Source organism: Streptomyces sp. NPDC026246, assembly GCF_055567995.1.
Genome location: NZ_JBVHPJ010000008.1, coordinates 206,965 through 226,896 on the forward strand (window position 1 = coordinate 206,965; position 19,932 = coordinate 226,896).

A 19,932-nucleotide genomic window follows, 5' to 3' on the forward strand; every position below is an offset into this window, starting at 1 on the left:
CAAGGTCAGCCAGGCGATCCGGCCACGCACATGATCGTGTGCGGCGACGACGGTCTCGCACACCGCCTCGCCGCCGAACTGCGGGGTGTGTACGGCGAACAGGTCACCCTCGTCGTGCCGCCCTCCGGGCGCCGGGTGCGGCAGCCGGTGGTCGGACGGGCCCGGGCCGCCTCGGCCGCCCTGCTCGACCGCGTCAGCGCCGCCGTCAACCGGGCGGGCGCGGGCGGGCCCGGGGGCGAACCGGCCGGGAACGAGCAGGTCGTGGAGGCCGCGGAGGTCACCGAGGCGGTGCTCGGTGAGGCCGGGGCGGAGCGGGCGGCGGCCCTGGCGCTCGTGTACGACGACGACGAGACCAACATCCGCGCCGCGCTCACCGCCCGCCGCCTCAACCCCCGGCTGCGGCTGGTCCTGCGGCTGTACAACCGCCGGCTGGGGCAGCACATCGAGGAACTGCTCGACCAGACGGCCGCGTTGGCCTCCGGCTCGGGCACGGGCGGCGGACCGGGCTTCGACACGTCGACGACCGTGCTGTCGGACGCCGACACGGCCGCGCCCGCGCTGGCCGCCACCGCCCTGGCCGGCACGAGCAAGGTCGTGCAGACCGAAGGGCTCGTCCTGCGCGCCGTGGAACGGCAGCCGCCCCGGCCGGGCGAGGTGGCCGACCCGGGTCTGTGCACGCTGGCCCTGCTGTCCGCGACGAGCAACGACCCGGCCGGGGCCGACGGTTCGGAGGGCAGCGGGGAGCAGGGACCGCAGTTGCTGCCCGACGAGGCCGCGGTGGCGGCGGCGACGGGGCGCGGGACCGTCGTCCTGGAGCAGGTGTCGTACTCCGGCCCCGCCCTGGCCAACGGGCGGGGCGGCGTACCACCGCTGGGTTCGCTGTTCTCGCGGCGGCTGCGGTGGTCGCTGGCCGGGCTGATCGGGTGCGTGCTGGCCCTCGCGGTCGCGCTGACGCTGGTGACCGGTGAACACCCGCTGTACGCCACCTACGTCACCCTGCTCGACCTGTTCGGCATCAACGACCCCGCGTTCCACCAGCCGACGGGGCAGCAGGTCCTGCAACTGCTGTCCGGGCTGGTGGGGTTACTGCTGCTGCCGGTGCTGCTGGCCGCGGTCCTGGAGGCCCTGGGCACCTTCCGCAGCGCGTCGGCCCTGCGCAAGCCGCCGCGGGGGCTGGGCGGTCACGTGGTGCTGCTCGGCCTCGGGAAGATCGGGACCCGCGTGCTGACGCGGCTGCGGGAGCTGCACATCCCCGTGGTGTGCGTGGAGTCCGACCCGGAGGCACGCGGCATGGCCACCGCCCGGCGCCTGCGGGTGCCGGTGGTGCTCGGCGACGTCACGCAGGAGGGCGTGCTGGAGGCGGCGAAGATCCACCGGGCCCACGCCCTGCTGGCGCTGACCAGCGCGGACACCACGAACCTGGAGGCGTCGCTGTACGCCCGGTCCCTGCGGCCCGACCTGCGGGTCGTCCTGCGGCTGTACGACGACGACTTCGCCACCGCCGTCTACCGGACGCTGCGGGCCGCGCACCCGTCCGCCCTGACCCGCAGCCGCAGCGTGTCCCACCTGGCCGCGCCCGCCTTCGCCGGGGCGATGATGGGGCGGCAGATCCTCGGGGCGATCCCGGTGGAGCGGCGGGTGCTGCTCTTCGCGGAGATCGAGGTGGGCGGGCACCCGCAGCTGGAGGGCCGCACGGTCGGGGAGACGTTCCGGCCGGGGGCCTGGCGGGTGCTGGCCCTCAACACGGCGCCCTCCGGGGGCCGGTGGGGTGACCGGGAGGGCGCCGAGGAGGACGGCGCGGCGACGTCGGGGCTGGTGTGGGACCTGCCTCCTTCGTATGTGCTGGGCCCCGGGGACCGGGTGGTGCTGGCGGCGACCCGGCGGGGCCTCGCGGAGCTGCTGGGACGCAGACGGCGGGAGCGGGCGGGAGCGTGACGCCGGGGCCGCGACGCCCGAAGGCCGCGACGCCCGAGGGCCGCGGGGGAACTGCGCGACCGGCCGGCACCCACCCGCAGCCGCCGAACCACCCCCGACTCCCGCTCCCGTGCTACCGGGCGCCCGGAACCTCCTTGAGATGCCGCTCCGCGAACTCCAGCTCCAGCCGCACCTGCTTGATCCGCTCGTCCACGACCAGCGAGCCGTGGCCGGCGTCGTAGCGGTAGACCTCGTGGACCGCGCCCCGCGCCTCCAGGCGCGCGACGTAGTTCTCGATCTGGCGGATCGGGCAGCGCGGGTCGTTCACGCCGGCCGAGATGTACACCGGGGCCGTGACCTTGTCGACGTACGTGAGGGGTGAGGAGGCCTCGAAGCGGTCGGGGACCTCCTCCGGGGTGCCGCCGAGGAGGGTGCGGTCCATCGCCTTCAGCGCCTCCATCTCGTCGTGGTACGCCGTGACGTAGTCGGCGACGGGGACCGCCGCGATGCCCAGGGCCCACACATCGGGCTGCACGCCGAGGCCGAGGAGCGTGAGGTAGCCGCCCCAGGAGCCGCCGGTGAGGATCAGCTGGTCGGGGTCGGCGAGGCCGGATCCGACGGCCCAGTCGCGTACCGCGGCGATGTCCTCCAGCTCGATGAGCCCCACGCGGTGCTTCAGGGCGTCCGTCCAGGCCCGGCCGTAGCCCGTGGAGCCGCGGTAGTTGACCCGGACCACCGCGTAGCCGTGGTCGACCCAGGCGGCCGGGCCCGCGGCGAAGGAGTCGCTGTCGTGCCAGGTGGGGCCGCCGTGGATGTCGAAGACCGTGGGAAGCGGGCCGGTGACGCCCTCGGGCTTCTGCACCAGGGCGTGGATGCGGCCGCCGGGACCCTCCACCCACACGTCCCGCACCGGCACCGAGCCGGGCGACTTCATGCCGGGCGGGTCGAGCACCACACCGCCGGCCGTGGAGCGCACCGCCGGCGGCTCGGCGGCCGAGGACCACAGGAACTCGACGCTGCCGTCGGGGCGGGCCGTCGCCCCGGACACCGTGCCGGGCGGGGTCGGGATCGCGTTCAGGGAGCGGCCCGCCAGGTCGTAGCGGAACAGCTCGCTGCGCGCCTCGAAGCTGTGCACGACGAGCAGGCCGCTGCCGTCCGGATACCACTCGGCGCCGACGTCACCCGGCAGGTCCAGCGCCAGGTCCGTCTGCTCGCCGGTGGCCACGTCCCACACGAGGGGTTCCCAGCGGCCGCGGCGCTGGTGGCCGATCAGCAGACGCGTGTCACCGTCGACGGGCGCGAAGCCGAGGACCTCCAGGCCCAGCTCGCGGGTGCCGCCCTCGGTGTCGTCGAGCTCGGCGACCGGCGTGCCGTCGGGGCGCAGCACGCGCAGCGCGGAGTGCATCGCGTCGCCGTGCTCGGTGTGCTCGACGGCGATCAGGGAGCCGTCGTGGGAGAGGTCGCCGACGCCGGCCGACTCGCGGTGGCGGTAGATCTCCACGGGGCTCTCGCCGGTGCGCACGAGGTGGATCGTCGTCCCGTCCTCGTCGGTCGAGCGGCCCACGATCGCCGTCCGGCCATCGCGGCCGAGGGCGAGGCCCGCCGGGTAGGAGGCGTCCAGGCCGTCGGCGGCCGGTTCGTCCGCGCCGCCCTCGAAGGGCTGGCGGCGCCAGACGCCGAACTCGTCGCCGTCCTTGTCGTCGAACCACCAGATCCAGGCGCCGTCGGGCGTCAGCACGCCGTCCGTCGTGCCGTTGGGCCGGTCGGTCACCTGGCGCTGCTCACCCGTGGCCCGGTCCCAGGCGTACAGCTCGTAGGTCCCCGTCGCGTTGGACACGAACAGGGAGCGGTCCGGCGCGTCCAGCGCCCAGTCGGGCAGGGACACCCGGGGTGCCCGGAAGCGCTTCTCCCAGTCCGGCATCGGCTCCTGCTGCCCCGACGCCGCCCCTCGCTGCTGGTCCCGCTGATCCCGCGCTTCGGACCCGTTGCTCTCAGTCATGGCCCCATAGTGCACGCACAGGCCGGCTGTTCGCCGACGAGGTCCCCAGCCTGTGGAAAACCCGCGGCGGTCCTCCTCGGTGGCCGGCCGGCCACGGCGGCGACCGGGAGACGGCCGTGGCGGGACCCCCGTTGCCCACCCCGCGGGCCGGGGACGCCTCCCGGCCCCGTACCGTGGGGGTGTGTACCGGTTTCTGCTGACGCCCCGATGGTGGGGGATCAACGTCTTCGTGCTGTTGTCCATCCCCTTCTGCATCTTCATGGGGTCCTGGCAGCTGGGCCGGTTCGAGGACCGTGTGCAGGACCACCGCACCGCGAGCGAGCAGGTCTCCCGGGCGGGACGCGAGGCGCCGCGGCCGCTCGGCGAGATGCTGCCGGTGACCAAGGCGACGTCCGGCAAGCCGGTCACCGCGACCGGCCGCTACGGCAAGCAGCTGCTGGTCCCGGACCGCAAGCTCGACGACCGGCAGGGCTTCTACGTGCTGACGCTGCTGCGCACCGACTCGGGCGAGGCGCTTCCGGTGGTGCGCGGCTGGCTGCCCGGCCCCGCCGACGCGGCGAAGGCGCCCGCCCCGCCGCGCGGCGAGGTCACGGTCACCGGCGTGCTCCAGGCGTCGGAGACCCCGGGTGACAACGGGGTCAGCGCGCGGGGCGGGCTGCCCGCGGGGCAGACCGCGGCGATCAGCGCGGCGTCGCTGGTGAACCTCGTCCCCTACGACGTGTACGACGCGTGGGTGACGCTGGCCGACGGCGACGCGGGGATGAAGGCGGTGCCCGCCGCCGCGCCGCCGGACTCCGGGCTCGACCTGAAGGCGTTCCAGAACCTCGGGTACACCGCCGAGTGGTTCGCCTTCGTCGGGTTCGTGATCTTCATGTGGTTCCGGCTGCTGCGCCGCGAGACCGAGCTCGCGCGCGACCTGGAGCTGGGCCTGGTGCCGGACGAGGAGCCGGTCACCGTGGAGACCGCCCCCGCCGCCAAGTAGCCCCGCGACGCCACCAGGTAGCCCCGGCACACCCCGCGCACCGCCCCGGCAGGGCCCCGCCGGGCCGCGCACGCCCCGGCGGGGATCACGCCCCCGCCAGTACTCCCGTCCAGTACACGGTCCCCGCACACGCGTTCGGCACCGTCACCGAGCCCGCGCCCGAGCCGGTGCCCGGGGTGTACGTCACCGCCACGCTGCCGTCGGCCGTGCCGTCCTCCCGGAGGAGCTGCGTGCCGGTGCCCGTGTCGCCGCCGGTGGAGGTGCCCGCCGTGGCCGCCGGGTCCTCCGACGCGGTGGGGTCGGGGCTCGGGTCGGGGCCGCCGGTGCCGCCGCCGGGGGTGCCGCAGGTCTCCGAGGGGACCCAGGCGAACCTCACGTCGTAGCCGGTGCCCGGCTGGAGCACCAGCCCGGCCGCCTCCAGCGACGGGTCGGGCAGCAGACCGGACGCCGCGTCGCCCGCGGCGTGCCGGAGCGAGCCGACCTTCGCGGGGTCCGCCCCGCCCTGCGCCGCGGCGTACACCGAGCCTGGGCCGGTGACCGTGCAGGCCGCACCGGAGACGTTCACGACGCGGAAGGAGCCGGAGACCGCTCCGGTGGAGTCGGGGGCGCCGCTGCTGCCGGAGGCCGGGCCGAGCTGGGCGGCGGTGCAGGCGGCGACGCCGGCGCTGGTCGTGGAGGAGGGGCCGGTGCCGGCGGTGGAGCCGCCCTTGGAGGCGCCGGAGCCCTTGCCCTTGTCCTTGTCCTTCTTGCCGTCCTTCTCCTTCCCCTCGACCTTGTCGGAGGGCTTGCCCGAGGAGTTCTCACCGCCGTCCGGGTCCTTGCTCCCGCCCGAGCCGCCGGGCGTCTCGGAGGCGTGGCCGATGGCGGAGGGGTTGGCGTCGGAGCCGGTGGCGTTGGAGACGTGCACCAGTGCGGGGACGGCGGTGCCCACGAACAGCGCGGCCGCCGCCATGCCCACGAGGGCCTGGCGCTTGCGGGCGCGCCGCTGCGGCACCGCCTTGCGCAGGTAGTCCAGGGTGCCGTCGCGCGGCTCCACCTCGTGCACCGCCTGCCGCAGCATCCTGCGCAGGTCCAGCTCGTCCGAGTCGAGCCGGTCCGGGCTCTGGTCGTCGGGGCCGTGGTTCACAGTTCCGTTCCCAGCGTGCGATTGCTTCGGATCTTGCCCGTGCAGCCTTGTCGGCTCGTGCCACTCGAAGGGCTCGTGCCGGTCGCGCCCGTCGCGGGGCGCACCGTCGCCGTCGCTCATGCCGGCGCCTCCATGGCGACCCGGAGCGCCGCGATGCCGCGCGAGCCGTACGCCTTGACGGAGCCCAGCGATATGCCGAGCGTCTCGGCGACCTGCGCCTCGGTCATGTCCGCGAAGTAGCGCAGCACCAGCACCTCGCGCTGGCGGCGCTGCAGGCCCTTCATCGCCGCGATGAGGGAGTCGCGCTCCAGCTGGTCGTAGGCGCCTTCCTCGGCACTGGCCATGTCCGGCATGGGCTTGGACAGCAGCTTCAGGCCCAGGATGCGGCGGCGCAGCGCCGACCGCGAGAGGTTCACGACGGTCTGGCGCAGGTACGCCAGGGTCTTCTCGGGGTCGCGGACCCGCTTGCGGGCGGAGTGGACACGGATGAACGCCTCCTGGACGACGTCCTCGCAGGAGGCCGTGTCGTCGAGGAGGAGGGCGGCGAGACCCAGCAGCGAGCGGTAGTGCGCGCGGTAGGTCTCGGTGAGGTGATCGACGGTCGTCCCGGCCGCGACCGAGTCCTCGGCGCCGTCACGCTGACTGGGGATGCGGGCCGGCCGCGCTGCGGGCACGGGCGCGATCACCGGCATGCCACCGGGCGTGCCGGGCATGCGGGGTCGGAGAGCCGCCGGACGGGGCGGTCTGAGGACCGTGCCGCGTGCCGCGCTGAAGTCGAGTACCTCTGCCACGCTTGTTGGACACGCTCACCCCGCTGAGGGTTGTACGTGCCGGGCGTCACTTTCGCGCCGACCGCCGCCGCCGACGGTCTACCCGCGTCAGGCAGCACAACCGATGGTGCCTCACATGCCCTCATGCGTCCCGCTCTTCCCCTATGTCCAGATGTGACCGGGCGTCCCCACGTCCGGTTCCAGGCGTCCCCACGCCTGACAAGCGCTCCCACGGCCCGAAGGGCGACGGCAAAGACGCTCCCCGCCCTCCGCGTGGTTGCGGAGAGCGGGGAGCTAAATCCTCCGTCGCGAAAGCCCCAGGCCACAAGTGGTCCGGATCATCGACCGGATCACATGCGGGGTGCACCGATCCTACAAACCGGCACCGACACCGGCCCGGAGTTTTCCGTGCCGGCGGGCGGTCACGGGAGCGTGGCGGCCGCTCTCAGGACAGCTCCCGGGCCACCAGCTCGGCGATCTGGGCGGTGTTGAGCGCCGATCCCTTGCGCAGGTTGTCCCCGCACACGAAGAGTTCCAGCGCGGTCGGATCGTCCAGGGCCCGGCGCACCCGCCCGACCCAGGTGGGGTCGGTGCCCACGACGTCGGCGGGGGTCGGGAACTCCCCCGCGGCCGGGTTGTCGAACAGCACGACCCCGGGCGCCGTGGCGAGGATCTCGCGCGCCTTGTCGACGGTGACCTCGCCCTCGAAGCGGGCGTGCACGGTCAGCGAGTGCGTGGTGATCACGGGGACGCGCACACAGGTGACGGCGACCGGCAGCCCGGGCAGCCCGAGGATCTTGCGGGTCTCGCCCCGCACCTTCAGCTCCTCCGAGGACCAGCCGTCCTCGCACGCCGTACCGGTCCACGGCACGACGTTCAGCGCGACGGGTTCCGGGAACGGCCCGGTGCGGTCGCCGAGGGCCCGCCGCACGTCGCCGGGGTGGGTGCCCAGCTCGGTGCCGGCGACCAGGGACAGCTGGCGGCGCAGGGTCGCCACGCCCTCGCGTCCGGCGCCGCTGACGGCCTGGTACGAGGAGGCGACCAGCTCGCGCAGGCCGAACTCGGCGTGCAGCGCGCCCAGCGCCACGATCATGGAGAGCGTCGTGCAGCTGGGGTTGGCGATGATGCCGCGCCGGCGCATGCGCACGGCGTGCGGGTTGACCTCGGGCACGACGAGCGGCACGTCCGGGTCCATCCGGAACACGCCGGAGTTGTCGACCACCACCGCGCCCTTGGCGACGGCGACGGGCGCCCACTGCTCGGCGACCTCGTCGGGGACGTCGAACAGCGCGACGTCGACCCCGTCGAAGGCCTCCTCGGTGAGCGCCACGACCTCGGTCTCCTCGCCCCGCACGGCCAGCTTGCGGCCGGCCGAGCGCGGGGAGGCGACGAGCCGGATCTCGCCCCAGACGTCTGCGCGCTGGGACAGGATCCGGAGCATGACCGTGCCGACGGCGCCGGTCGCTCCCACCACGGCGAGCGTGGGCCGGCCGGACCGGCCGGTCCGGCCGGCCCCTCCAAGGCCGGTCATCAGCGGCCGGTGCCTCCGTAGACGACGGCCTCGTCGCTGTCGGAGTCGAGACCGAAGGCCGTGTGCACGGCACGGACGGCCTCGGGTACGTCGTCGGCGCGGGTGACGACCGAGATGCGGATCTCGGAGGTCGAGATCAGCTCGATGTTCACGCCCGCCCGGGACAGGGCCGTGAAGAAGTCGGCCGTGACGCCCGGGTTGGTCTTCATGCCGGCGCCGACGAGGGAGATCTTGCCGATCTGGTCGTCGTAGCGCAGCGAGTCGAAGCCGATGCCGGCCCTGTTCTTCTCGAGCGCGTCGATGGCCTTGCGGCCCTCGGTCTTCGGCAGCGTGAAGGAGATGTCCGTCAGGCCCGTGGAGGCGGCGGACACGTTCTGCACGACCATGTCGATGTTGATCTCGGCGTCGGCGATCGTACGGAAGATCGAGGCCGCCTCGCCCGGCTTGTCCGGCACGCCGACGACCGTGACCTTGGCCTCGGAGGTGTCGTGCGCGACACCGGAGATGAGAGCCTGCTCCACCTGCTTGTCCCCTTGATCGATCGGCTCGCTGCTGACCCACGTGCCCTGCAGTCCGCTGAAGCTGGACCGGACGTGGATCGGGATGTTGTACCGGCGGGCGTACTCCACGCAACGGTGGAGGAGCACCTTGGACCCGGACGCCGCCAGTTCGAGCATGTCCTCGAAGGAGATCCAGTCGATCTTCTTCGCCTTCTTCACCACGCGCGGGTCGGCGGTGAACACGCCGTCCACGTCGGTGTAGATCTCGCAGACGTCGGCGTCGAGCGCGGCCGCGAGGGCCACCGCCGTGGTGTCGGAGCCGCCGCGGCCGAGGGTGGTGATGTCCTTGGTGTCCTGGCTGACGCCCTGGAAACCGGCGACGATCGCGATGTTGCCCTCGTCCACCGAGGTCTTGATCCGGCCCGGCGTGACGTCGATGATCCGGGCCTTGTTGTGGACCGAGTCGGTGATGACACCCGCCTGGCTGCCGGTGAACGACTGCGCCTCGTGGCCCAGTTTCTTGATCGCCATCGCCAGCAGGGCCATGGAGATCCGCTCTCCGGCGGTCAGCAGCATGTCGAGCTCGCGCCCGGCAGGCATCGGGGAAACCTGCTCGGCGAGATCGATCAGCTCGTCCGTCGTGTCGCCCATCGCGGAAACGACGGCAACCACCTGGTTGCCACTCTGCTTCGCTTCCACGATCCGCTTGGCGACGCGCTTGATGCCCTCGGCATCGGCTACGGAGGAGCCTCCGTACTTCTGCACGACAAGGCCCACGTGCGCTCCTCGCTCAATCCGTCTCTGTCCGCTCATACGCATTCGTACCGCGGTCGGCTCAGTCTAACGAGCGTCCGAAAATCCCCTCCGCGATATCGCATGGTGAGACCCCGGCGCCCGTCCAGAGTGGCTCATGCCCATCTGGGCACGGGCCACGCGGAAAGTGCCCGGCGTCACAACCCCTGGTCAAGGGCTCCGGCCCGCTTCCGGGCCGCCCGGTGCCGCCCTGCGGCCGGGAAGCGGACGCTACCGTGCGGGCATGGAGATACTGCGTTACGTGGCGTTCAGCGGGGATCCCGAGGGCGGAAACCCCGCGGGGGTGGTGCTGGACGCCGCGGGGGCCGACGACGCGGCGATGCTGGCGGCGGCCGCCGAGGTCGGCTATTCGGAGACCGCGTTCGTCACGGAGGACCGCGACGGCTCCCTGGCCGTGCGCTACTTCAGCCCGCTCGCCGAGGTCCCCTTCTGCGGGCACGCGACGATCGCCACGGCCGTGGCGCACGCGGAGCGGCACGGCACCGGTCGCCTGCTGCTGCGCACGCCGGCCGGGCCGGTCCCGGTGACCACCGACCGGGCGGCCGACGGCGGCCTCGTCGCCACCCTGGTCAGCGTGGCCCCGCGCACGGTCCCGCTCGAAGAGGCCGACCTCGACGCGCTGCTGTCGCTCCTGGGCTGGTCGGCGGAGGATCTGGACCCGCTGCTGCCGCCCCGCGTCGCCTACGCCGGGGCCTGGCACCCCGTGCTCGCCGCCGCGAGCCGGGAGCGGCTGGCCCGCCTGGACTACGACATGGCCGCCCTCGCCGGCCTGATGGCCCGCAGGGACTGGACGACGGTCGACCTGGTCCACCGGGAGTCGCCCACGGTCTTCCACGCCCGCAACCCGTTCCCGCCCGGGGGTGTCGTGGAGGACCCGGCCACGGGCGCGGCGGCGGCCGCGTTCGGCGGCTACCTGCGCGAGCTCGGACTCGTCACTCCCCCGGCGACCCTGACGATCCGCCAGGGCGAGGACATGGGGCGGCCGAGCACCCTCACCGTGTCCGTGCCGGCCGGCCCGCGAGAGGGAATCGGCGTGACGGGCAGGGCCGTCCGGATCTGACGGGGCGTCAGCCGACCGGCGTTCCGGGTCCGGCCGACCGGGCCTGACGGTACGTCACTTGGTCTGCCGCAGGCCCAGGGGGCGGGCGATCTCCTCCACCATCACGCGGCCCGCCTCGAACTCCAGCGTGTCGTCGCCCATGCCCTGGTCCGTGTCCAGTCCGTCGAGTTCGGCGAGGGGCTGGTCGAGGCGGATGTGGGCGAGGACCGACTGCAGGGCGCGCAGGGTGGCCGACGCGGTGGAGCCCCAGTTGGAGAAGTAGGAGAACTGCCACCACCACAGGGCCTCGCTGGTGCGGCCCGCGCGGTAGTGGGACATGCCGTGGCGCAGGTCGGCCATGACGTCGGCCAGGTCGTCGGAGATCCGGGCCGGGACGGGCGCCTTGCGGGGCTCGTAGGGGTCGAAGACCTCGGAGTAGATGTCGATGGGGTCGAGCATCCGCGCCAGGTTCTCGCGCAGTTCGTCGACGTCCGCCTCGGGGCCCGAGTCGGGCTCGTAGCGCTCGTCGGGCACGATGTCCTCGTGCGCGCCGAGCCGGCCCCCGGCGAGCAGGAGCTGGGAGACCTCCAGGAGGAGGAAGGGCACGGCCGACTCCGGCTCGTCGCCCTTGGCGACCTCCGTGACGGCGACCAGGAAGCTCTCGATCTGGTCCGCGATCTGGACCGCGAAGTCGTCCGGGTTCTGTTCGGTCGCGTGCAGCGTGGCGTCAGACATCTAGGAGTCGTCTCCCCTCGAAGGCGCGTCCGAGCGTGACCTCGTCCGCGTATTCCAGGTCCCCACCCACCGGGAGGCCGCTGGCCAGGCGGGTGACCTTCAGGCCCATGGGCTTGATCATGCGGGCGAGGTACGTCGCCGTCGCCTCGCCCTCCAGATTCGGGTCCGTGGCGAGGATCAGCTCGGTGACCGTGCCGTCGGCGAGCCGGGCCAGGAGCTCCCTGATGCGCAGGTCGTCCGGGCCCACCCCGTCGATCGGGCTGATCGCGCCGCCCAGCACGTGGTAGCGGCCCCGGAACTCACGGGTGCGCTCGATCGCCACGACGTCCTTGGGCTCCTCGACCACGCAGATGACGGCCGGGTCGCGGCGGGTGTCGCGGCAGATGTTGCACAGTTCCTCCTGCGCGACGTTGCCGCAGGTCGCGCAGAAGCGGACCTTCGCCTTGACCTCCATCAGCGCCTGCGCGAGGCGCCGCACGTCCGTCGGTTCCGCCTGGAGGATGTGGAAGGCGATCCGCTGGGCGCTCTTCGGACCGACGCCGGGCAGCCGCCCCAGCTCGTCGATCAGGTCCTGGACCACGCCTTCGTACAACGGACTGCCCTTCCTGGGTCTTCGGGGTCGGTACGCACCCACCCGTACGTACCGTAGTTGTCAGCCGCCTCCCGGAGGAAGGCGGTGCGCCGGGTCAGAACGGCAGACCGGGGATCCCGCCGCCGCCGAGGCCCTGCGCGAGGGGGCCGAGCTTCTGCTGCTGGAGCGCCTGCGCGTTCTCGTTGGCCGCCTGGACGGCCGCCACGACCAGATCGGCGAGGGTCTCGGTGTCCTCCGGGTCCACCGCCTTCGGGTCGATCTTCAGCGCGCGCAGCTCGCCGGCGCCGGTGACGGTCGCGGTCACCAGGCCGCCGCCGGCCTGCCCGTCGACCTCCGTCTGCGCCAGTTCCTCCTGCGCCTTCGCCAGGTCCTGCTGCATCTTCTGGGCCTGCTGGAGCAGCTGCTGCATGTTGGGCTGGCCACCACCGGGGATCACGATCAGCTCCTTGCTCGGTACGGGTTTTCCCGCTCGGCACGAGCCTACGTGGTCGGGCCTGCCACCGCCCCAGCACTCTTTCGAGTGAGTCCCTCTCGCGCCCCATAACCGATCAAGGAATACTTCCGGGCGGAAAACCGGCGAAAGCTTCATCTTCGCCACCCGTTGGGGGGTAGGAAGGGTCGGGCGCGGCAGGACGCCGCGGCCGTCCGTCGCGCAGCGTGATCGGTGAGTGAACCGTACGTGGTCATTCGTGGGTCGGTGAGGAGTGCCGGGTGGGTCAGCCGGAGATGCAGCCCGAGGTGCCACCTCAGGACGGGCGGGGCGAGGGGGCGGCGGCCCGGTTGCGGCCGGGCGACCTGACCGGGCGGGCCTTCCCGCTCGGGGACTGGGGCGAGCCGGCGGTCCGGCTGGACGAGCTGTACCGGTGGGTGGAGCGGGGGGCACTGCGGACGGCGGCCTGGTATCTGGCGGACCGGATCTGGAAGCGGCGCTGCGCGCGGGTGCTGCGCTGCGGGGCGCTGGCCGGAGCGGTCACCGGGCTGGCGCTGCCCCTGCTGGACCTGACGGGCGTGGCGGGCGGGATCGCGTCCTGGGGGTGCCTGGCCCTGCTGCTGGCAGTGGCGTGCGTGGCCGTCGACCGGTACTTCGGGGTGACGTCGGGCTGGATGCGGGACGTGGCCACCGCGCAGGCCGTGCAGCGCCGGCTCCAGGCACTGCAGTTCGACTGGGCCGCGGAGAGCGTGCGGGAGGTGCTGGGTCCGGCGGAGGGCACGGCCGGTGAGGCCGCGGAGCGGTGCCTGGGGGTGCTGCGCAGGTTCTCCGAGGACGTGACCGAGTTGGTGCGGGTGGAGACGGCGGACTGGATGGGCGAGTTCCGCACCGGGGGCGGCACGGCGGCCGGTCTGCAGACGGTGGTGTTCCCGGGGCCGGGCCGCCCGGTGGAGGCGGGGAGCGTGAACGGCCGCTTCGCGGTTCCGCCGGCGGGCGGCGCCCGGCCGAACATGCCCCGGCAGCGTCCGCCCGAGCCGAGGTGAGGCCCGGGGCCTGGCCCGTCGCCGTCCCGACGGTCGGTGGCCGCCGCCCTCCCGTGCGCACGATGTCCTGTCCGCTGCCCCGGGACAGGTAGGTCAGGTAGCTGGGGAAGCCGGCCGCGAGCGAGTGCGCCGGACGTTCGACCCCGGTGGCGCGGGCGGGTGTTCGGCTACCGCTTCGTGTAGGTCAGGCGTTCGCCGCTGCTCGTGTTGAGGCGCTCCAGCGTGCCGTTCGGCAGGAGGGTCACCTCGGTGGCGGCGCCCGGGGTGCAGGCGCTGCGCGGCTGTCCGACGGTCACGGTGGACGGGCCGATGCTCAGCGAGCCGCCCGATCCCGGAGCCGTGACCAGTTCGCCCTCGAACACGCAGTGGTAGGACCCGCCGCCCCGGGTGGGGCCGTCGGCCACGAGGGAGAGCACCGTGTCGCCCGGCTCGCCCTGCTGGATGGTGAGCGAACGGCTGTGCTGCCCGTCGGCGTTGTCGATGGTCGTGGTCCAGGTGCCGAGGTACCCGGTGGGGATCGTGCCGTCCTGCGGGGAGGGCGAGACGTCCGGCCGGGTGGTCGTCGGCCCGGGGCCCGGGGTGGTCGGGGGTGCGCCGGTGCTCCGGGTGGGGGACGGGTCGCCGCCGGACGTGTCGTGGTCGCCGCCCTGCATCAGGGCGTACACCGACCCGCCCGCGGCCAGCGCGACGACCAGAGCGATCACCACGAGCAGCGCGGTGGACCGGCCGTCCCTGCGCTGCGCCGGCTGCGGCGGCCCGTACGGCGGGGCGAGGCCGTGGGGCGGCGGCCCGTACGGCGGGGTGGAGCCGGGTCCGCCGTAGCCGGGGTGCGCCGGGGGGCGGGGCTGGGGGTGCTGCTGCGGGTAGCCGTACGCGGGGTGTGGCGGCGTGGTCGTGCCCGGCCCGGCGACCATGGTCGGCAGATGGTTCACCGCCGGCCCGTCACCGGGCCGGCCCGGTGGGGGCGGCACGGCGGCCCCGGGGGGCAGTGCGGGGGCCGGGGGCAGGGCGGGCCGGGACGACTCGTCGGCCACGGCGGCGTGCTCGGGGGACGGGCCGGGCCCGGGCCGACCGTCGGCGGCGGGATGCCCGCCGGGACCGGACTGCCCCTCGTGACCGGCCCCTTGCCGCGCACCGGACCCCGAAGGCCCGCCCCGGCCCGGAGGTTCCCCCGGAACCGGATCGCCCTGCCCCGCCTGCGGAGGGGCAGCGGCGGCTCCGCCGGCCGCCGGGTCCGCCTCCGGGTTCTCCGCGTCCAGCAACCGCACAGCGTGGCGGCCCAGTTGGGCCACCAGTGCGCTCGGCAGCCAGGGGTCCAGGGCGCGGCCGTCCGCGACGGTGTCGTCGGCGCCGGTGCGCTCCAGGACCTGGTCCAGGGTGGGCCGGGCGGCGGGGTCCTTGCGCAGGCAGTCGCGGACCAGGTCGGCGATGCCCTCCGGGACGCCCTCCAGGTCCGGCTCCTCCTGGGCGATACGGAACATCAGCGCGTGCACGCCGCTGTTGGCGGTGCCGAAGGGCAGGGCGCCGGTCGCGGCGTAGGCGAGGACCGAGCCGAGGCAGAAGACGTCGCACGCCGGGGTGATGCGGTCGCCCCGCACCTGCTCGGGCGCCATGAAACCGGGCGACCCGACGAGCGCGCCGGTGCGGGTGAGCCCGCCGTCCGTGACGGTCTCCAGGGCGCGGGCGATGCCGAAGTCGATGACGCGCGGGCCGTCGATGGTGACCAGCACGTTGGACGGCTTGAGGTCGCGGTGGACGATGCCGGCCGCGTGGATGTCCTTCAGCGCGTGGGCGAGCCCGGCCGCGAGGATGCGGACCGACCGCTCGGGCAGGGCCCCGTGGTCGTGGCCGACGACCTGCTGCAGGCTCGGCCCGGCGACGTACCCGGTGGCGACCCACGGCACGGCGGCCTCGGTGTCCGCGTCCAGCACCGGCGCGGTCCAGTACCCGCCGACCCGCCGCGCGGACCGGACCTCCTGGCGGAACCGCTCCCGGAACTCCTCCTGCGCGGCCAGTTCCTCGCGCACGAGCTTCACGGCGACGGTCCGGCCCCGCTCCGAGCGGGCCAGGTAGACGTGCCCCATGCCGCCCGCACCGAGCCGCGCCAGCAACCGGTACGCGCCGATCCGCTGCGGATCCCCGCCCCCCAGCTTCTCCATCGCTCAGCCGCCTTCCCCCCACACGCGAGCAACGGATCGAGAATAGTGCCGGGCCGGGCCGGGGTGGCCCGGGCGATCTCTACGGTTCCGTAACAGGCGCGGCGGCCAGGGGCGGCCCCACCTGGTCGAGCACCGTCGACAGCCGCTCCAGCAGGGTCACCGCCCGGGCCAGCTCCGCCTCCCCGAACGCCTCGGCCAGCCGGTCGGCGAAGGCCGCGTGCCCGGGGTGGATCCGGGCCACCGCGGCCCGGCCCTCTTCGGTCGGTGCGAGGAGCTTGGCGCGGCGGTGCGCCGGGTTGGGCCGGTACTCGGCGAGCCCCCGCTCCACCAGCAGGTCGGCGACGCGCTGCACGCTCTGCCGGGTGATGCCCATGGCGCGGGCGATGCCGGAGACCGGCAGCGGCTCGCCGAGGACCGCGCCGAGCACCTGCCACCAGGCGGCGGTGAGCCCGGCGGGCCGGGCCAGCTCCTCCGCCACGCCGAGGAACTGGCCGTTCAGCCGGAACACCCCGAGGGCACTGCGGCTGAGCAGGTCCTGCCGCCCACCGCTCACAGCGCCCCGGCCTTCTCCAGCACCGCGTAGGCCGCGGCGTCGGAGTCGTGGAAGAGCCGGTACCAGGCGTCCAGGACCTCGCCCTCGTGGACCCCGAGCAGCCCGAGGATCTCCCGGGCGAACGCGACCGGCTCGGTCGGTCCGGCGGTGACCAGGCCGCGGTCGGTGACGGCGTCCGCCTCGACGTAGCGCCCGGCGCCCGCGTAACCGGTCGCGGCCAGGTAGAAGGAGACCGCGCTGGTGTGGGCGCGGTCGTCGAGCAGGCCCTCGCGGGCGAGGCCGGCGGTGGCCCCGCAGATCGCGGCGACGGGCACGCCCGCGTCGAGGAAGGACCGGGCCGTGCGCGCGAAGGGGGCCAGGTCGTCGCCCGTGTCCCAGAGGTCGGCGCCCGGCAGGATCAGCAACGCGCTGTCCTCGGGCCGCAGGCCGGAGAGGGCCAGGTCGGGCTGGATGCGCAGCCCGCCGGTGCTGCGGACGGGGGCGGTGGCCGGACCGACCGTGCGGATCTCCCGGCCCGCCCGGGCGAGCTGCGCCGTGGCGTGGCCCGTCTCCCAGTCGGCCAGGGTGTCGTAGACGGCGAGATGGACGGGCTTGTGCGCTGCGGTGGCGTGCATGGCTCCTCCTCGGACCCTGCCTCGGGAGCGGCCCTGCGGCAGCTACCCTTTGACAGCAGGCTGCCATCAGGACAGTACGCTGTCAATGCTGGGCCGGGTCCGCCTGGACAACCTGTCGCCAAATGCCGCCGACGGCAGACAGGCCGCCGATGTCACCGCCCGCTCCCCGGCGCCTACGCTCGCCCGCATGACCCCTCAGCCGAACCCCGAGGCCGGTGCCGCCGTCAAGGCCGCCGACCGTGACCACGTCTTCCACTCCTGGTCCGCGCAGGAACTGATCGACCCGCTCGCCGTCGCCGGTGCCGAGGGGTCGTACTTCTGGGACTACGAAGGCCGCCGCTACCTGGACTTCTCCAGCGGGCTCGTCTACACCAACATCGGCTACCAGCACCCCGCGGTCGTCGCCGCGATCCAGGAGCAGGCGGCGCGGATGACGACGTTCGCGCCCGCCTTCGCGGTGGAGGCGCGCTCGGAGGCGGCCCGGCTGATCGCCGAGCGGACCCCGGGCGACCTGGACAAGATCTTCTTCACCAACGGCGGCGCCGACGCCGTCGAGCACGCGATCCGGATGGCCCGGCTGCACACGGGCCGCCCCAAGGTGCTCTCGGCGTACCGCTCGTACCACGGCGGCACCCAGCAGGCCGTGAACCTCACCGGTGACCCGCGCCGCTGGGCCTCCGACAGCGGCACGGCCGGCGTCGTGCACTTCTGGGCGCCCTACCTCTACCGCTCCCGCTTCTACGCCGAGACCGAGGAGCAGGAGTGTGCCCGGGCGCTGGAGCACCTGGAGACGACGATCCGCTTCGAGGGCCCCTCGACGATCGCCGCGATCATCCTGGAGACCATCCCCGGCACCGCCGGGATCATGGTCCCGCCGCCCGGCTACCTCGCCGGGGTGCGCGAGCTGTGCGACACGTACGGCATCGTCTTCGTGCTGGACGAGGTCATGGCCGGTTTCGGGCGCACCGGTGAGTGGTTCGCGGCGGACCTGTTCGACGTCACGCCCGACCTGCTGACCTTCGCCAAGGGCGTGAACAGCGGTTACGTGCCGCTGGGCGGTGTGGCCATCTCCGGTGCCGTCGCGGAGACCTTCGGCAAGCGCCCCTACCCGGGCGGTCTGACGTACTCCGGGCACCCCCTGGCGTGCGCCGCCGCCGTCGCGACCATCGACGTGATGGCGCGGGAGGGCGTCGTGGAGCACGCGGCCCGGCTCGGCGCGGCCGTCGTCGAGCCGGAGCTGCGGGCGCTCGCCGAGCGGCACCCCAGCGTCGGCGAGGTGCGCGGCGTCGGCATGTTCTGGGCGCTGGAACTGGTGCGCGACCGCGAGACGCGCGAGCCGCTGGTGCCGTACAACGCGGCCGGGGAGGCGAACGCGCCCATGGCCGCCTTCGCCGCCGCCGCGAAGGGCAACGGGCTGTGGCCGTTCGTGAACATGAACCGGACGCACGTCGTGCCGCCCTGCAACATCGGCGAGGCGGAGCTGAAGGAAGGGCTCGCGGCGCTGGACGCGGCGCTGTCGGTCGCGGACGAATACACCGCGTAGACGGACACGAACCCGTCAGTGGGCGACAACCTCGGACGTCGTTCGAACGCGTAAGGTGGCGTGCTCGTAGTCAAGGACGAGCACGCCACCCCCGCGACGAGGAGACGCCCTGACCATGCCCGGCAGCACCGGCAACGGCGCCGTGATGCGCAGCACCCTGCGCCAGCAGATCGCCGAAGCTCTCCGCGACGAGGTGCTGGCCGGACGGCTCCAGCCGGGGCAGGAGTTCACGGTCAAGGAGATCGCCGAGCAGTACGGGGTGTCCGCGACACCGGTCCGCGAGGCGCTCGTCGACCTCTCCGCGCAGGGGCTGCTCGACGCCGACCAGCACCGTGGCTTCCGGGTCCACGAGTACTCGGCCGAGGACTTCCGCGGCATGATCGAGGCCCGCGGCCTGGTGATCGAGGGGATGTTCCTGGCGCTGTCCGAGGGGCGCCCCAACGCCGTGCGGCCCGACGACCCGCGGGCCGCCTCCGTCGTCGCCGGGGTCCGCAGGCGCGGCGAGGAGGCGCAGCGGGCCGCCGCCGCCGGGGACCTCACCGTGCTGATCGGGTACGACCTGCGCTTCTGGCGGGAGCTGGGCGCCTGCTTCGGCAACCCCTACCTGGCCGACTTCCTGAACCGGCTGCGCGTGCAGACCTGGGTGTGCGCGGTGCAGCACCTGCGCCGGCTCACCGACCTGCGCGGCGCCCTGTGGGCGGGGCACACCGAGCTGGTCGACGCGCTGATCGCGGGCGACCACGACGCCGCCCGCGCGCTCATCACGGCCTACAACACGCACTCGCTCGCGCTGATCGAGCGGCTCGCTCCCCGGTGACCGGCGTCGAGCCGGTCCGTATGGGTATGGGACATGCACGGCGGGAGCCGTGACCGTGCCGCACCGCTACCCTTCTTGACCACCGTGCTACCCGACCACCGCGCTGAGCGAGGAGCCTTCTTTGGCCTGTGACCTGTGGCTGGTACCGCTCGTGGACGTCCTGTGCCACACACCGGACAACCCGTTCGCCGAGGAACTCGCGCAATACGACAAGGTGCTCGCCGAGGCCGGGCTGCCGCCGGTGCCGGTGTACCAGTACATGCCGGGCCTGTCCGGCGACGTGGCCCCGGTCGCGGGCTTCGACTACGACGCGCTGCACTTCCTGCGCCGCGCCTACCTGCTCCAGGTGTGCGGGCTGCCGGTGACGCCCGTGGACGAACTGGGCGGCGACTACGAGCAGTTGCTGGAGATGTTCGAGTCGACGGCCCAGCAGTCGCACCTGGTGTGGCACTACGACCACGCGGGCGCCTACGTCCCGGTCGACTTCCCCAGTCCGCTCGCCGACGACGACCTCCTCGCGGGCGGCGGCCCGCTGGGCTCCTCGCACGCGCTGCTGCGGGAGCTGGAGGTGGTCGCCCCGGCCATCGGCGTCGACCCGGCCAACCCGCCGGTGGCTCCCCAACCGCCGCTCGCGCCCACGGAGCTGGAGGAGCCCGCCGTCCCGGCGCCCTACGACCCGAGTCCCTTCGCCCGGGAGCGGCACGTCTGGCTCGGGCTGCACGCGGCCGCGACCCGCAGCCTCGCGCAGGGCTCGATGATCGTCTTCAGCTGA

The 19,932-nt window shown here is 73.9% G+C and carries 18 protein-coding genes; 7 read left to right on the plus strand and 11 right to left on the minus strand.

Annotation, left to right across the window (positions count from 1 at the left end):
* Nucleotides 1-30: 30 nt before the first annotated feature.
* Nucleotides 31-1,935 (plus strand): potassium channel family protein, encoded by a 1,905-nt coding sequence (locus tag ACZ4M5_RS21530; protein WP_467739460.1) that lies wholly within the window; start codon nt 31-33, stop codon nt 1,933-1,935.
* A 112-nt stretch (nt 1,936-2,047) separates the two neighbouring features.
* Here ACZ4M5_RS21530 and ACZ4M5_RS21535 read toward each other — a convergent pair whose 3' ends face one another.
* Nucleotides 2,048-3,913: a S9 family peptidase gene (locus ACZ4M5_RS21535; protein WP_467739096.1), complete on the minus strand. Its 1,866-nt coding sequence runs from the start codon at nt 3,911-3,913 to the stop codon at nt 2,048-2,050.
* 181 nt (nt 3,914-4,094) lie between these two features.
* Here ACZ4M5_RS21535 and ACZ4M5_RS21540 point away from each other — a divergent pair, with 181 nt between their 5' ends.
* Complete coding sequence (locus ACZ4M5_RS21540) at nt 4,095-4,895, plus strand: SURF1 family protein (RefSeq protein WP_467739098.1); 801 nt, start codon at nt 4,095-4,097, stop codon at nt 4,893-4,895.
* Nucleotides 4,896-4,980: 85 nt separating this feature from the next.
* Here ACZ4M5_RS21540 and ACZ4M5_RS21545 read toward each other — a convergent pair whose 3' ends face one another.
* The 4 genes from ACZ4M5_RS21545 to ACZ4M5_RS21560 form a co-directional block, all read right to left on the minus strand.
* Nucleotides 4,981-6,021 (minus strand): hypothetical protein, encoded by a 1,041-nt coding sequence (locus ACZ4M5_RS21545; protein ID WP_467739100.1) that lies wholly within the window; start codon nt 6,019-6,021, stop codon nt 4,981-4,983.
* 116 nt (nt 6,022-6,137) lie between these two features.
* Entirely contained in the window at nt 6,138-6,713 is a 576-nt protein-coding gene (locus ACZ4M5_RS21550) for a SigE family RNA polymerase sigma factor (RefSeq protein WP_467739462.1), read from the minus strand.
* A 523-nt stretch (nt 6,714-7,236) separates the two neighbouring features.
* Nucleotides 7,237-8,322 carry an aspartate-semialdehyde dehydrogenase gene (locus ACZ4M5_RS21555; RefSeq protein ID WP_467739102.1) on the minus strand — a complete coding sequence of 362 codons (1,086 nt, stop codon included), beginning with the start codon at nt 8,320-8,322 and terminating at the stop codon, nt 7,237-7,239.
* A complete protein-coding gene (locus ACZ4M5_RS21560; RefSeq protein ID WP_398108955.1) occupies nt 8,322-9,599 on the minus strand; it encodes an aspartate kinase in 1,278 nt (425 codons plus the stop codon). The genes ACZ4M5_RS21555 and ACZ4M5_RS21560 overlap by 1 nt, the downstream gene beginning before the upstream one ends.
* Nucleotides 9,600-9,858: 259 nt before the next feature.
* On the opposite strand from ACZ4M5_RS21560, the gene ACZ4M5_RS21565 reads away from it, so the two are divergent.
* Nucleotides 9,859-10,695: a PhzF family phenazine biosynthesis protein gene (locus tag ACZ4M5_RS21565; protein WP_467739105.1), complete on the plus strand. Its 837-nt coding sequence runs from the start codon at nt 9,859-9,861 to the stop codon at nt 10,693-10,695.
* Between the two features lie 54 nt (nt 10,696-10,749).
* Here the strand turns inward: ACZ4M5_RS21565 and ACZ4M5_RS21570 are convergent, their stop codons facing one another.
* The 3 genes from ACZ4M5_RS21570 to ACZ4M5_RS21580 all read right to left on the minus strand — a co-directional run bounded on the left by ACZ4M5_RS21570 (nt 10,750) and on the right by ACZ4M5_RS21580 (nt 12,437).
* Nucleotides 10,750-11,409 carry a DUF5063 domain-containing protein gene (locus tag ACZ4M5_RS21570; protein ID WP_369196641.1) on the minus strand — a complete coding sequence of 220 codons (660 nt, stop codon included), beginning with the start codon at nt 11,407-11,409 and terminating at the stop codon, nt 10,750-10,752.
* Nucleotides 11,402-12,001: a recombination mediator RecR gene (gene recR / locus ACZ4M5_RS21575; RefSeq protein ID WP_003991835.1), complete on the minus strand. Its 600-nt coding sequence runs from the start codon at nt 11,999-12,001 to the stop codon at nt 11,402-11,404. Before recR ends, ACZ4M5_RS21570 begins: the two co-directional genes overlap by 8 nt.
* Nucleotides 12,002-12,095: 94 nt before the next feature.
* Entirely contained in the window at nt 12,096-12,437 is a 342-nt protein-coding gene (locus ACZ4M5_RS21580; RefSeq protein ID WP_467739107.1) for a YbaB/EbfC family nucleoid-associated protein, read from the minus strand.
* 275 nt (nt 12,438-12,712) lie between these two features.
* Here ACZ4M5_RS21580 and ACZ4M5_RS21585 point away from each other — a divergent pair, with 275 nt between their 5' ends.
* A complete protein-coding gene (locus tag ACZ4M5_RS21585) occupies nt 12,713-13,474 on the plus strand; it encodes an SLATT domain-containing protein (protein WP_467739109.1) in 762 nt (253 codons plus the stop codon).
* 167 nt (nt 13,475-13,641) lie between these two features.
* Here ACZ4M5_RS21585 and ACZ4M5_RS21590 read toward each other — a convergent pair whose 3' ends face one another.
* The 3 genes from ACZ4M5_RS21590 to ACZ4M5_RS21600 all read right to left on the minus strand — a co-directional run bounded on the left by ACZ4M5_RS21590 (nt 13,642) and on the right by ACZ4M5_RS21600 (nt 16,800).
* Nucleotides 13,642-15,633, minus strand: a complete 1,992-nt coding sequence (locus ACZ4M5_RS21590; RefSeq protein WP_467739111.1) for a serine/threonine-protein kinase — start codon at nt 15,631-15,633, stop codon at nt 13,642-13,644.
* Between the two features lie 79 nt (nt 15,634-15,712).
* Nucleotides 15,713-16,186 carry a MarR family winged helix-turn-helix transcriptional regulator gene (locus ACZ4M5_RS21595; protein WP_467739113.1) on the minus strand — a complete coding sequence of 158 codons (474 nt, stop codon included), beginning with the start codon at nt 16,184-16,186 and terminating at the stop codon, nt 15,713-15,715.
* On the minus strand, nt 16,183-16,800 hold the full coding sequence (locus ACZ4M5_RS21600; protein ID WP_467739115.1) for a DJ-1/PfpI family protein: 618 nt from the start codon (nt 16,798-16,800) through the stop codon (nt 16,183-16,185). Before ACZ4M5_RS21600 ends, ACZ4M5_RS21595 begins: the two co-directional genes overlap by 4 nt.
* A gap of 187 nt (nt 16,801-16,987) precedes the next feature.
* Between ACZ4M5_RS21600 and ACZ4M5_RS21605 the strand changes: the two genes are divergently transcribed.
* The 3 genes from ACZ4M5_RS21605 (at nt 16,988) to ACZ4M5_RS21615 (ending at nt 19,932) form a co-directional block, all read left to right on the plus strand.
* Nucleotides 16,988-18,343 carry an aminotransferase class III-fold pyridoxal phosphate-dependent enzyme gene (locus ACZ4M5_RS21605; protein ID WP_467739117.1) on the plus strand — a complete coding sequence of 452 codons (1,356 nt, stop codon included), beginning with the start codon at nt 16,988-16,990 and terminating at the stop codon, nt 18,341-18,343.
* 115 nt (nt 18,344-18,458) lie between these two features.
* Entirely contained in the window at nt 18,459-19,160 is a 702-nt protein-coding gene (locus tag ACZ4M5_RS21610; RefSeq protein WP_467739119.1) for a GntR family transcriptional regulator, read from the plus strand.
* Nucleotides 19,161-19,281: 121 nt separating this feature from the next.
* Nucleotides 19,282-19,932 (plus strand): hypothetical protein, encoded by a 651-nt coding sequence (locus ACZ4M5_RS21615; protein ID WP_467739121.1) that lies wholly within the window; start codon nt 19,282-19,284, stop codon nt 19,930-19,932.

Coding starts and splice junctions, on each gene's coding strand:
- ACZ4M5_RS21530 (WP_467739460.1), top strand. CDS start 31: ATGATCGTGTGCGGCGACGACGGTCTCGCACACCGCCTCGCCGCCGAA.
- ACZ4M5_RS21535 (WP_467739096.1), bottom strand. CDS start 3,913: ATGACTGAGAGCAACGGGTCCGAAGCGCGGGATCAGCGGGACCAGCAG.
- ACZ4M5_RS21550 (WP_467739462.1), bottom strand. CDS start 6,713: ATGCCGGTGATCGCGCCCGTGCCCGCAGCGCGGCCGGCCCGCATCCCC.
- ACZ4M5_RS21555 (WP_467739102.1), bottom strand. CDS start 8,322: ATGACCGGCCTTGGAGGGGCCGGCCGGACCGGCCGGTCCGGCCGGCCC.
- ACZ4M5_RS21565 (WP_467739105.1), top strand. CDS start 9,859: ATGGAGATACTGCGTTACGTGGCGTTCAGCGGGGATCCCGAGGGCGGA.
- ACZ4M5_RS21570 (WP_369196641.1), bottom strand. CDS start 11,409: ATGTCTGACGCCACGCTGCACGCGACCGAACAGAACCCGGACGACTTC.
- ACZ4M5_RS21590 (WP_467739111.1), bottom strand. CDS start 15,633: ATGGAGAAGCTGGGGGGCGGGGATCCGCAGCGGATCGGCGCGTACCGG.
- ACZ4M5_RS21600 (WP_467739115.1), bottom strand. CDS start 16,800: ATGCACGCCACCGCAGCGCACAAGCCCGTCCATCTCGCCGTCTACGAC.
- ACZ4M5_RS21605 (WP_467739117.1), top strand. CDS start 16,988: ATGACCCCTCAGCCGAACCCCGAGGCCGGTGCCGCCGTCAAGGCCGCC.
- ACZ4M5_RS21610 (WP_467739119.1), top strand. CDS start 18,459: ATGCCCGGCAGCACCGGCAACGGCGCCGTGATGCGCAGCACCCTGCGC.